At 25.9% G+C, this 13,060-nt stretch carries 11 protein-coding genes; 10 read left to right on the top strand and 1 reads right to left on the bottom strand.

The window, feature by feature from the left end; translation table 11 throughout:
- Positions 1 to 128 precede the first annotated feature (128 nt).
- The 3 genes from ARA19_RS12950 (at position 129) to ARA19_RS12940 (ending at position 1,720) form a co-directional block, all read left to right on the top strand.
- The gene (locus tag ARA19_RS12950; protein WP_055071388.1) at positions 129 to 380 is read left to right on the top strand and encodes a kinase to dihydroxyacetone kinase; all 252 of its coding nucleotides are present in this window, start codon (positions 129 to 131) and stop codon (positions 378 to 380) included.
- A gap of 148 nt (positions 381 to 528) precedes the next feature.
- Positions 529 to 1,074: a GNAT family N-acetyltransferase gene (locus tag ARA19_RS12945; RefSeq protein WP_055071387.1), complete on the top strand. Its 546-nt coding sequence runs from the start codon at positions 529 to 531 to the stop codon at positions 1,072 to 1,074.
- A gap of 163 nt (positions 1,075 to 1,237) precedes the next feature.
- Entirely contained in the window at positions 1,238 to 1,720 is a 483-nt protein-coding gene (locus ARA19_RS12940; RefSeq protein WP_055071386.1) for a GNAT family N-acetyltransferase, read from the top strand.
- Between the two features lie 333 nt (positions 1,721 to 2,053).
- Here the strand turns inward: ARA19_RS12940 and ARA19_RS12935 are convergent, their stop codons facing one another.
- A complete protein-coding gene (locus ARA19_RS12935; protein ID WP_055071385.1) occupies positions 2,054 to 2,935 on the bottom strand; it encodes a LysR family transcriptional regulator in 882 nt (293 codons plus the stop codon).
- A gap of 117 nt (positions 2,936 to 3,052) precedes the next feature.
- Between ARA19_RS12935 and ARA19_RS12930 the strand changes: the two genes are divergently transcribed.
- The 7 genes from ARA19_RS12930 (at position 3,053) to ARA19_RS12900 (ending at position 12,902) form a co-directional block, all read left to right on the top strand.
- The gene (locus ARA19_RS12930) at positions 3,053 to 4,213 is read left to right on the top strand and encodes an MFS transporter (RefSeq protein ID WP_055071384.1); all 1,161 of its coding nucleotides are present in this window, start codon (positions 3,053 to 3,055) and stop codon (positions 4,211 to 4,213) included.
- A 412-nt stretch (positions 4,214 to 4,625) separates the two neighbouring features.
- Complete coding sequence (locus tag ARA19_RS12925; protein WP_055071383.1) at positions 4,626 to 4,886, top strand: hypothetical protein; 261 nt, start codon at positions 4,626 to 4,628, stop codon at positions 4,884 to 4,886.
- Position 4,887: 1 nt separating this feature from the next.
- Positions 4,888 to 6,168: an FtsX-like permease family protein gene (locus ARA19_RS12920; RefSeq protein WP_055071382.1), complete on the top strand. Its 1,281-nt coding sequence runs from the start codon at positions 4,888 to 4,890 to the stop codon at positions 6,166 to 6,168.
- A gap of 14 nt (positions 6,169 to 6,182) precedes the next feature.
- Positions 6,183 to 6,875, top strand: coding sequence for an ABC transporter ATP-binding protein (locus ARA19_RS12915; RefSeq protein ID WP_055071381.1), 693 nt, complete (start codon positions 6,183 to 6,185; stop codon positions 6,873 to 6,875).
- Between the two features lie 289 nt (positions 6,876 to 7,164).
- Positions 7,165 to 9,585 (top strand): sensor histidine kinase, encoded by a 2,421-nt coding sequence (locus ARA19_RS12910; RefSeq protein ID WP_055071380.1) that lies wholly within the window; start codon positions 7,165 to 7,167, stop codon positions 9,583 to 9,585.
- Positions 9,586 to 9,745: 160 nt separating this feature from the next.
- Entirely contained in the window at positions 9,746 to 10,444 is a 699-nt protein-coding gene (locus ARA19_RS12905; protein ID WP_055071379.1) for a response regulator transcription factor, read from the top strand.
- On the top strand, positions 10,419 to 12,902 hold the full coding sequence (locus ARA19_RS12900; protein WP_055071378.1) for a HAMP domain-containing sensor histidine kinase: 2,484 nt from the start codon (positions 10,419 to 10,421) through the stop codon (positions 12,900 to 12,902). Before ARA19_RS12905 ends, ARA19_RS12900 begins: the two co-directional genes overlap by 26 nt.
- The last annotated feature ends 158 nt before the right edge of the window (positions 12,903 to 13,060 follow it).

Genomic DNA, 13,060 nt, shown 5'->3' with positions numbered 1-13,060 from the left:
ATACTTTTTCTTTTTTTATATACAGCCTACCAAATTTGAGTTATAATGTTTAATTAAATAGTGGTAAAGATAAATTTATGAGAAATTAGAAATATAGAAAACCAAAAGAAAAAGAGGAGAAGTATTAAATGCTTGAGTATAAATTTGATGTTCAATTATTAATAGAAGGAGAAAATCTTTCTGAAGATGCAATTAATGATTATATTACAAATAATATCAAAGGTGACTGTTTACTTGCAGTTGGGGATGAAGAAATGATTAAAATTCATTTTCACACTAATACACCAGGGATTTTATTAGATTATTGTTCTTCTTTAGGAGAGATTTTTGATGTAGTAGTTGAGAATATGGAGCGTCAAGCTAATGGGCTTAGAGGATAAGTAAAGTAGCTTAATAAACTAAGATTTATTATATTTAATAGTTAAAAGGGGATTGTCTTTAAAGTCAGAATGTAATTCAGCTTTAGGATAATCCCCTTAAAATGCATTTAAGAGGAAATAATAAATTTTATAAAGGGAAGTGAATTGTATGAAGGATGTTGTTTATAGAGAATTTCCAATAGAAACAGAAAGACTTTATATAAGAAAAATAGAAATAGATGAATTAATTAAAATAAGAAATAAGACAACCTATGAAGAAGAATACAAGATGACTTGTCGACCTATTATAAGAAAATTAAAAATTGAATTAGAAGAGTTTTATAATGGTATTTTAAAGAATAGTAATATATTTATTTTTTCTATAATAAGAAAATCAGATAATGTTTTATTAGGAAAGGTATCATTTAGTGATTATAATTCACGAAATAAAAGTGTTGAGATTGGATATTATTTGATTTCAAATTTTCGAAATTATGGTTATATGAAGGAAGCAATTAAAGGCATATGTGAAATTTTATTTACTAGAGTGCAAATAAATAAGATATATGCACAGACAGGTAGTTTTAATAAACAATCAATAAATATGTTAAAAAACTTAAACTTTAAAAAGGATGGAACTTTAAGAAATCATCATGAGATTAATGGAATATGGTATGATGACTACGTATTTTCTATATTAAATACAGAATTTTAAAACTAACATTTAAGCATATTAAAATTCTATTTTTTAAATATTGTTAATTAAAATATATAGTAGATATAGAGGTTTGTAAGATAATTAATTTATATAATACTATAATGTTTTAGAGGTAGGTGGCATAGATATCTAGATAATTTTTATATAGGGAGAGATTTTCATGAATATAAAAATAGAAAAGTTTTCAGAAGAAAATGCAATGGAAGTTTGTTCATGGAAGTATGAGTTTCCATATTCAATTTACAATTTACCAGAATGGGATGTATGTCAAGAAAGAAATTTAGGAATTACAAAACCTATATTGAGAGAGAAAGAATTTAGGTCATTATATGATGAAGGTATTCTAATGGGGTATTTTAGAGTAAGCGAAAATAAGGAATATTTAAATTTAGGAGTAGGGCTACGTCCTAAGTATTGTGGATGTGGATATAGTAATATAGTATTTCCTATGATATTAAAATTTATAAAACAAAATTATAAAAATAAGTGTATAAGATTAGTAGTAAGAAATTTTAATAAAAGGGCTATAAAAGTATATAGTAAGTTTGGGTTTTATGAAAAAGGAGAAATATTAGTAAGTACTCCTAATGGTGATGAAATTTGTAAAGTTATGATGAATAGTAGTTATATTGAAATGTTATAGTAGAAGATAATATTTCAAAAGATATTTTAAGAGTTGAATTTTCAGTAGATGTAGGTATGATTTGGGAATCATAGATTGAAATTTATAATATAGAAATATTAAAGAAAGGAAAATTAATCAATAATTATAATAGAAGGTGTATTAAACTCATCTTGTAAAAGAGAAATAATTAATATTTCTATATATTTATCCAAAGGTGGATTTCTAATATCTTTATTTGTCATATTCAAAAATCGATTTAAATAAAAGGAACTGCTTCATAATACCAGGTTATAGCATTATGAGACAGCACCACATTTATTGTTATATGCTTTTTACACTAAACTATAAAATTTATTTTTCTTCCTTAAAATAATTAATAGCAAATTCTCTAAAATCTTTAGCTGTTTTAGATAAATAATGACCATCCTTCCAAGATAAACCTATAATCCTTTGAGAGAAAGAATTTTCTATTTCTAATTTAGCAGGAAGTGTCTTTCTATCTTCATCCCACCAATGTGCTGGCATAAAAGCTACCCCAAATCCTTCTAAAACAAGTTTAAAAATAACTTCAGTATCATTACTTTCAAACATTACATTAGGAGTAAATCCATTTTCCTCACATAAACTATTTATACTTTGCTGAAAACTATAATCTGTAGATAAAGATATAAATGGTTCCTCTAAGAGTTCATTTAAATTAATAATTTTTTTACTTGCTAATCTATGCCTAGGACCTACTGCTAGAAAAAATTTTTCTTTTTTTAAGGGAACTGATATTATACCTTTCTTTTGAATCATTGGAGTAGTAATAGAAAAATCTACTTCCCCTTCTTCTAATTGACTTTCAACTTCCTTTGATGTTAGTTGATATAATTGAAACTTAACATCTGGATAAATATTAAGAAACTCTCGAAAGACCTTTGGTAAAAGTCTTGTAATAGTAGCACCTACTATTACAGTTTTCTTTTCTATATCTTTAAGTTCTTCTATTTCTCTTTTTCCTTCTTCTAATTCCCTAAAAGTATTTTCTACTCTTTTTAAAAACATCTCTCCATAATTATTAAGTTTTATTTGCCTTCCTTCTCTTTCAAATAACTTAGCTCCTATATCTTCTTCAAGCCTACTTATAGTTCTACTTAAAGATGACTGTGAAATATGTAATTCATCAGCAGCTTTTGTCATATGTTGAAGCTTTGCGACTTTTTCAAAATATTTTAATTGTAATAACTCCATAATTATCACCTCATAATTAATAACTTTAAATACATAATATTATATCAAATTATGTATTAGAATTAATGAATAATTAATTATATAATAAGCACATAAGAAAAACAAAGGAGAAAACTTATGAAGATTATATTATTAATTATAGCTATAATGGCCTTTAGTGCTAACTTACCTGCGCCATTATTCCCAATTTATCAAAGTCATTTTAATTTTAATAATTTCGATATAACAGCTTTATTTGCTATATATACAGCTTGTATGCTACCAGCATTATTAATTTCTACTTCTTTTGTTAAAAGAAATGGAACAAAAAACGTAGTTAGAGGAGGAATAATCTTAGCGCTTATATCTTCTCTTATATTTATTTTTACAGTAAGTCCTTGGATGCTTTACTTAGCTAGAGCTGTTGAAGGTGCAGCACTTGGTCTATTTATGGGAACAAGTAATGGTTTATTATTAAAACATAGCTCAAATTCACATAAAGCCTTAGCACTATCTAGTATGGCTACATTATTAGGATTTGGATTTGGACCAATGTCTTGTGGCTTAATAGGAGAATATTCAAAATTTAAACCTTATACTTTACCTTATATTGTTCTATTTTTATTATTATTATTAGCTTTAATATTGTTATTTAAAATACCAAATATAAATGAAAGTAAAGATAAAAAAGCACCTATAACTTTTCATTTAGGTATTCCTAAAAACTCAAAAACTATATTTTTATCATTTGTATGTCCAGCAGTTTTTGTTATGTTAGCTCTTAATGGTGTTGTAATATCTCTAGTTCCAACATATGTACACTCCATATTAAAATCTACTAACTTATCATACTCAGGAATTTTACTATTTATTTTTTTAGGTGGAGGGGCAGTATCTCAAATAATAAAGTCACCTAAAGCACGAACTACTAGAGTACAGTTAGGTCTTTTATTGCTCCTTATAGGAACATGGCTTATGGTTCTTGCTGGTTTTTTAATCAGTATGACACTTTTATTTATAGGTATGATAATTCTTGCTATTGGTAATGGACTTACATTCCAAGGAACTATTCAACTTGCTGGAAGCCTTGCTTCTAGAGATGAAAGTGCAGCTGTTATTTCAACTTATTATGTTGCTGGTTATACTGGTATGGCAATACCAACGATAGGAATTGGACTTCTTTCAACTATTTTAGGTCTTATGTCTGCTTTAATAATATTTGGAATAATTATAACTGTTATTGGAATAATTCTTATTATAATTCCTAAATTTCAAAAGAAATATCAGTTGAATATATAAGCTTATATTCTAATATTTAAAAACATATTATTTCTTAAAAAAAATAAAAGGCATTGAAAAGGGACTGTTTTAAAGTGGAATTAGATTCCACATTTGAAACAATCCTCTTTTTGTATTTAAACGACTTTTTATAGATTTTGTTTAAAAATATAATTATAAAAAAACAAACAAAACCTATGATATAAATTTAGCCATAAATAAAAAAGTATCCTAATTTTTTATACATTTATCCAAGATAGTATTTCTAACACCTTTATTTATCATGCTTAAAAGTCGATTTAAATAAAAGGAACTGCTTCATAATATCCAATTATAGCATTACGAGACAGTCCTTTTTTTAATAATTAATTATTATTTTAGCACTAAAATATGTAATTTTTATCTAATTAGTGGTAGAATTAGGTAAAAGTATTTGGAAATAAATGATGGAGGTAATATAAAAACAATTAGATTTGAAAATTGTAGTATATCATATGAAAAGGAACCTAAGATTACAATACCACTTGATATTTTTAAAAAATTTAAAAGTGGAATAGATTTTAATGATCCTACATTAACTTTAATTATAAATGGAGAAAAGGAAGATTTAGATAAAGCTATAAATAGCTTAAATTCTTATATAAAGAATAATAATACAAAAATTCAACCTATTGAAATGCTTAGGGAGGAATAGTATGTTTAAGGCAATTAAAAGAATTAAAAAAATAGGAGCTATAGGATTTCTAATTATAATACAGCTTAGTATAGGTTTAACAATGGTAAATACAAGTGGAAGGCTTTTTGAAGATTCACAAAATCGAAAAAAGGGCATTGAAAGTTTGTTTGATATAAATAATACTACTATGGTTAGAATTGGTCCAATAGGTGGATATGAAAAAAATGAAGAAGATATATGGAGTGTCATATTAAATGCTTTAGATGGAAAAGACATATATGAGGAATTAAAAAGAGCAGGAATAATAAAAGATTATTATTTATATGGTTCAAATGTTAATATACACGGAGTATTTTGGGATAATATTCCTAAGAAGTATGAAAATGTATTAGAGGTGGATAAAGGAGCATATATAGGAGAGGTACTTATAAATGAAAATTTTTTAAATCATTATAATTTTAAAATAAGTAGTGGTAGAAATTTAAAGGCTGAGGATTTTAAAAAGGATTATAAAAAAGAAAATATACCAATACTTTTAGGAAATGAATTTGAAAAAACTCAAAAACTAGGGGATACTTTTAAAATTAAATATATTTCTGAGGCTGTAAGGACAGGGCCTTTTGAAGTAGATAAAAAGCAAGATTTTTTAACCTTTGAAGTGGTTGGATTTTTAGAAAGAAATGCTATACCAATATCAAATGGGCCAATAGAATTATTTGCTCAAAATCTTTTATATAGTGATGGAATAAAGGTAATTCCATCTGTAGAAAATTTTATAGGCTATAATGCGATTGGAGAAAGTGTAAATGCAGCTATTTTCCTTGAAAGAGGAATAGGAGTTAAGGAAGATGAACTTGTAAAAATTTTAAATGAAAAGTTAAAAAAACATAATTTATATGCTAATTTATTTAGTTTATCAAATACTACCACGGTTATAGAAAGTTATGAGAGAGATGTTAAATCTTCTTTGGCTTTAGGATTTTTATTACTTGTTATATCTATTATAGGGACAAGTTGTATAATGTTAGGACAATTAAATAAAAGAAAAAGAGAATTTGGAATTAAAATAGCTATGGGAGCAACTTTAAATGAAATAGCAAAGGAAATATTCTTAGAAGTATTAGTTATGGTTATTATAGCTTCTATAATATCTTTAATATTAAATATTAAGGTAGGTGTAGGATTAACTTTAATAGGAATTAACTTAATTTTAGTAGTTATTATATCATTCTTAATAGCTATAATTCCAGTTAGAGAGATAAAGAAAATGAATATTGTGGAACTTGTGAAAGGAAATTAATAGGGGGAGTTTTTATGGAAATTATAAAGCTTATTGATATAGGGAAAACTTATGGGAAAGGTACTGAAGCCGAAACTGTTGCTTTAAAAAATATTAATTTAACTATAAATGAAGGGGAATTTATTTCTATAATGGGACCATCAGGTTCTGGAAAATCAACATTATTAAATATTTTAGGTTGTGTAGATAATCCAACAGAAGGAAAATATTATTTAAATAATAAAGAAGTTAGTTTATTGAAAGGAAAAGAACTTGCAAGGATAAGAAATGAAGAAATTGGATTTATATTTCAAAATTTTAATTTACTATATGATTATAACTTAATAGATAATGTTTCCTTACCATTATCATATTCAAAGAAAAAGTTACCTAAAGTAAAGACTGCAATGGATATGTTAGATAAACTAGGTCTTGGAGCACATAAACTAAAAACTCCAGATCAATTATCAGGTGGACAAAAACAAAGAGTTGCAATTGGGAGAGCTTTAATAAACAGTCCTAAAATAATTTTAGCAGATGAACCTACTGGAGCATTAGATAGAAAAACAGGAATGGAAGTAATGGATATGCTAAAGGAAATAAATAGGGAAGGAAAAACTGTTATAATTATAACCCATGAAAAAAATATAGGAGAACAGTGTGATAGAATGATTAAAATAGCAGATGGAGAAATAGAGGAAAGTAAATTAAGGAAAGAATTTTGTTAAAGAAATAAAAAATATTAGAGCTTCTTTACGTAAGTGAGTGGTCACAAATGATAAACCTATATAGATAGATAAAAGTCAGAGAGGATGTATCTGTAATTTGATACATTCTCTTTTTTTGATATGATTATTTTGTTCTTTAAAGGAAATTTTAAGCTTTTTGTAAGAAATTAAATTATTACTTTGTAATTTTAGGTAGTTATTATAAGGGTAAAGCTTAATAAGTTGAAGTTTAAGTTAGAGATTTTTTTAGTTATCTAATTAATTAAAAGTGTTTAGGGGGGATAGGTACTTGAAGGTTAAGGAAAGAAAAAAGCAGGTGAGGGGAATAAAATATTATAGAGATTCTATTATTATAATTTTAACCTTCTTATTTGCTATAGCTATTTCTTTAAGTTATGCTCATAGCTTGGTTGTGAGTAATGATGATAGGGGAGAATATTTTAAAAATTTTCATGCTGGTGTCATATTTTCGGGTTTAGGAAGAATAGGTGAACAGTATTTTTATTCTAGTGGAAAGTCCATAGATGAAATGAAGAAAGATATGGATGAGGAGCTAAACAAGGAACTTTCTTCAAGGGAAGCTTATTACCAAGCTGAACTTAAGGGAGCAAAGGAAGAACTTGAGAAAAGGTTTAAAGAAATAAAAGAGAATTATAATATTGATGCCGATGAAGATATAGATAAGTTATATAAGGATAATTCTAATGCTATTGAGGATCCAAATAATAAAAGTGATAAAGAATTATTAAAGAAAATTAATGAAGAAATAAATAATGCAAAGAATCAATATGACACTAAGGTAAGGGGGATTACTTCAAATAATGAGGAATTTAAGTTTAATATGGAACAGGAGGCTCAGAGATGGAAGGATAAGTTTATCAATAAGCCATTAAATTTAAATAATGAAAATTTTAGTAGTAAAAAACTAGGGTTTTTTTATGAAATAAAATCAGATAATGGTGAAAGGATAGTAAATAATACCACTAATATTGGAGCTTTACTAAATAAAAATCCTTTATTTTATTATGAATACCATATAGGAAAAAATAATGAGGATATTGAACTTATTAATATTTCTAGCAATGTTAAAAAAGAAGACAGTGATGAAAGAGGAAGATTAATAAATTTTGTGGCCGCAGTAAGTGGAGAGGTTAGAAATGCTACTATAACCATAGCTATAACTCCAGAAACATTATCTTTCGGAAATGTAATTTACGGAGAGAAGCTTGTGAATACCTTTCTTTTTGATTTTACTTATAATATTTTGAATTTAGTGTTATGTACTGTAGTATTCCTTTTATCTTATTTTATAGATTCAAGGAAAAGAGGGAAACTTTCAAGATTCTATGGAAATATATATACGGAAGTAAGAATTTTAATAGTCTTAATTTATATTTTAGGAATAACCAATATATGGGGGATTAAGAAAATGACTTATGACATTATTGTAAGTCCTTTTATTATTGTAAATACCATAATGCTTATTGTGATATGTTTAATTATTCCTTTGGTTCTAAGTATATTAATAGGTAAAGATATAAGAGATATAAATAATAATGGTTTAAAGCTTTTAAAGGAGAAATCATTAGCTGTTAAATTTAGCAACAGAACATTAAAAGGTATTAAACAAGTTAAAGAAAATAGCTCTAATGAAGGAAAGGAAGTTATATATAAAGCTAAGAATAAGTTGGAAAATATGACTTTAGATAAGAGAGTTCAAGTAATCACCGGAGGATTTTCTATAATCTTAATTTTAATAGGATTTGTAATTTCTATTTTTTATAGACCTTATGACGGCTATTCTTATACATTTTTGATGTTATTTTTATTTATATTTATAGTTCCTATTTTAATTTTTTTTATGGTAAGAAGTTTCTTTATCCAAATAAATGATATTAAGAAAAGCACAGAAAAAATAGTAACTGGTGATTTTAATATTGAATTAAAAGAAAGACATAATATAATTTTAAATCCTATAAGCAAAAATTTAAGTAATATTAATATTGGCTTTAGAGATGCTATAGATAAAGAAATGAAAGGAGAAATGTTAAAGTCTGAACTTATAACTAGTGTTTCAGATGATTTAAAAACACCTCTTAGTTCAATAATTGATTATGTAGATTTGTTAAAAGATAAAAATCTTTCACAAGAAGAAAGAATGGAATGTTTAAAAACATTAGAAGCTAAATCAAAGCATATAAAAGTTCTAATTGAAAATCTTTTTGAAGCAACAAAAGCATCTACAGGTAACATAAAATTAAATATTGATGATGTCGATATAGTAGCTGTTTTAAGACAAACTTTAGGAGAATTTGAAGAGGATATAAATAATAGCAAGGTTGTTTTTAAGGTTAAAATGCCTAAGGATAAAATTATATTAAAACTAGATGGAGCTAGAACATGGAGGGTATTTGAAAATTTAATCAGTAATGCTATTAAGTATTCCTTAGACTATTCAAGAGTTTATTTAAACTTATATGAAGAAGAAGACTATGTTATTTTTGATATAAAAAATGTATCAGGTTATGAATTGAATTGTAGTCCTAACCAATTAAGGAGCAAAATTAAAAATTCTAAATTAGAAGAAGTGGTTGAAGGATCAGGTCTTGGGTTATCAATTGCTAATAGTTTAGTTGAATTGCAGGGAGGAACAATGGCTATAGATATAGATGGAGATTTGTTTAAAGTAACTATAAGATTTAAAAAATAAAAGTTAAAGTAAGCCTTTTAATCATTAATAAATATTTGCTTTATATTTAAAAAGTTATTATATATTTAAAAATAAATAGTAAACTGTGGAAAAAGTAGGAAGTAGCTATGCTATAATTTTAATCGAAGTTTATGTAGATTTAATTAAGGGGGAATTTTAAATGGAACAGTATACTATTTTAGTGGTTGATGATGAGGTTGAAATAACTAATGCAATAGAAATTTATTTAAGCTCAGAAGGGTATAACATATTAAAGGCTTATGATGGTATTGAAGCTTTAAATGTTTTAAAAAATAATAAGGTAGATTTAGTGATTTTAGATGTGATGATGCCTAAACTTGATGGTGTTAGAACTATTAAGAAGCTAAGAGAAACTATGGAAATACCTGTTATTATGCTTTCTGCAAAATCTGAGGATACAGATAAAATAATAGGATTAAATATGGGAGCAGATGATTATTTAACAAAACCATTTAATCCTTTAGAACTTATAGCAAGGGTTAAATCTCAGCTACGTAGATATTTAAAATATTCTTCAAGGGTGGAAGAAAAAAAGGATGTAATATTAAGAACTGGTGGACTTGAACTCAATTTAGATAAAAAGGAATTTACTTTAGATGGAGAAGTATTAAAAGTAACTCCAATTGAGTTTAAGATATTAAAGCTACTTATGGAGAATAAGGGACGAGTATTTTCCATAGAAGAAATTTATGAAAGAGTGTGGAATGAGCCAGCTTATAATACAGATACAGTTACAGTTCATGTAAGAAGAATAAGAGAAAAAATTGAGATTAACCCTAAGGAACCTAGATATTTAAAGGTGGTGTGGGGTATTGGTTACAAAATTGAAGACCAATGAAGTTAATAGTGAAGAAGTAAAAAATAAAATAAGTAAAGGCTTCATAATATCTATATTAGCCATAATAATAACTGGTATAGGATTAAATTTATTTCTAAATAATGTTTTAAATAAAAGAGAAATTGATTATTTCAGAAGTGGAAGCTTTATAAATGACATAAGTGGATTTAAAAGTTTTAATTATTGGCATGGGGACTATTATAGAGATACGTCAATAATAGATGAGTATAAGTTTAGTCAATTACTTATAGACAAGGAAAATGCACCTAAGGTTATTGATGAAAATATGAATAATGATTTAGCTAAAAATGATGAGGAGTATAATGGACAATTAAAATTAGCAGAGGAAGAAAAAAAGAAAGAATTAGAGGAAATTAGACAACACTATCATTTAGAGAAAGATGTTAATTTAGAAGAACTAAAAAATAAGTATTCTAAGGAATTAGAAAGTTGGGGAAGTGGAGATGAAAATGCCTATAGTACAAAGTCTGATATAGTTAATAATATAGATTGGGTATTAGGTAAATATAACAATAGGGTAGAAGAATTAAAAAATTTAAAGGAACAAAGAGAAAATGAAATTAAGAATGAGTCAAAAGACCTTAAAGGAAAAATAAAGTATAGTACAATGAGTAGTATAAGACCTTATGAAGATAGTAATATAGGTTTTGACTATAAATTAATAAGTGATGATGGAAAGGTTGTTCTTTATAATAATAAAGAAATAGAAAATTTAAAGAATGGAACTGTTTATTTTGAAGTTCACTTTGGAAAAAACATTGATGATTTTAAAGTATTTAAGACAGTTGAAAATAATAGTGTTTCAGCAGAAGTTTATGATAAATTAATTTATAAAATAAAATCAGAAATAGGAGAAGATATAAAAGATACAACTTTAAAGTTTGCTATAACAAAAAGAAATTTTCAACCAGGAAGTTATTTAGAATACCGTAAATTAATTTATAGTTTATCAGAGAATTTAGATTATATGCTTGTTATTCTAGGAGTATTATTTGTATTATTTCTTGGAGCTACTATAGTACCATATAAGGGGCAAAGTCTTATTACAAGAGCCTATTGTAAATTATGGTTAGAATTTAAAATAGCTTTTATAACTTTATTATTTATTGGTGTATACATGTTAATAATAAGTGTAGGAACACAAAGGGTTATATTCTTGCCGATTTTTATGGTTGCATCAATTATGGCTATTTTAACAGGTAGGTATATTAGATATATTTTTCAAAAAGGTTTTATAAATGGGTTTTTAAAAAATCTATGCATTGTAAATATATTAATTGGATTTAAAAATTTGGTTTTTAGGTTGTTTGGAAGAGAAGGAAAAAAAGAGAAAAATATTAAAAATGTAAATAAGGGTAGAGTAGAAGAAAAAACAATTAATTTAGCAAAGTCAACAAGTCGATTTAAAGACTTAATTTTAAATAACATGGATAATAGAAATATACCTAAAGACATAATTGTATATACTATGGCAGTGTCACTATATTTAGTAATAGGTTTATACTTTATTGTTATATCAAAGTCACAGTATTCATTCTTTTGGTTTTTCATTGGAAGTATGATGGTTCTTTCAGTGCCAGTTGTATTTTGGGTTTTATCAAGAAAATTTTTTGTACAATTATCAGAAATAGAAGAAGCTAGTAAAAGTATTGTAAAAGGTGAGTTCAACATTGACTTGAAGAAAAGAAATAGTAAAGAGTTAAATGTTATAAGTGAAAATTTAAGCAATATAAATACTGGATTTAAGGCAGCAATTCAAGGGGAACTTAAAAGTGAAAGAATGAAAACAGAGCTTATAACTAATGTATCTCATGATTTAAAAACACCTTTAACATCAATAATAAATTATGTTGATTTGCTTCAAAAAGAAAATATAACAGAAGAGCAAAAAGAAGAATATTTAGCTATTTTAGAAAATAAGTCAAAAAGACTTAAAGTGTTAATAGAAGATTTATTTGAAGCAACAAAGGCATCTTCAGGAAATGTATCTTTAAATATTGAAGAAGTGGATGTAGTAGCAATTTTAAGACAAACCATTGGTGAATTCAAAGAAAAAATAGAAAGTAGTGAATTAGAATTCAAAATAAATATACCTAAGGAAAAGATAATATTAAAGCTTGATGGAGCAAGGACATGGAGAGTTTTTGATAACTTAATAGGAAATGCATTAAAATATTCAATGAAAAATTCAAGGGTATATATAGATTTAAAAAAGGTGGAGGATAAGGTTATATTTGAAATAAAAAATATATCAGCCTATGAACTTAATTGTGATCCAAATGAATTAAGAGAAAGGTTTAAAAGAGGGGATGCGTCAAGGCATACGGAAGGTTCTGGTTTAGGGCTTTCTATAGCTAATAGTTTAGTGGAATTACAAGGTGGAAATTTATCTATAGATATAGATGGAGATTTATTTAAAGTACAAATAATATTTTAATATCTATGTGAGGATGCATAAAGTTAGAATGTATTTATAAGTGTATTATATTACTTATTTAGATGTTATTAAGTAGGTACACCCTACTAAGTAGATAGCCTTAAAAGGCAGTTTAAAATCTACTTAGTGGGGTGATTTTTTGTTTAATTGAATATACT

The organism is Clostridium massiliamazoniense (assembly GCF_001403635.1).
Taxonomy (GTDB): Bacteria; Bacillota; Clostridia; order Clostridiales; family Clostridiaceae; genus Sarcina; species Sarcina massiliamazoniense.
Note: the sequence above shows the minus strand (reverse complement) of the source record. Positions and strands in the feature narration are given on the sequence as shown.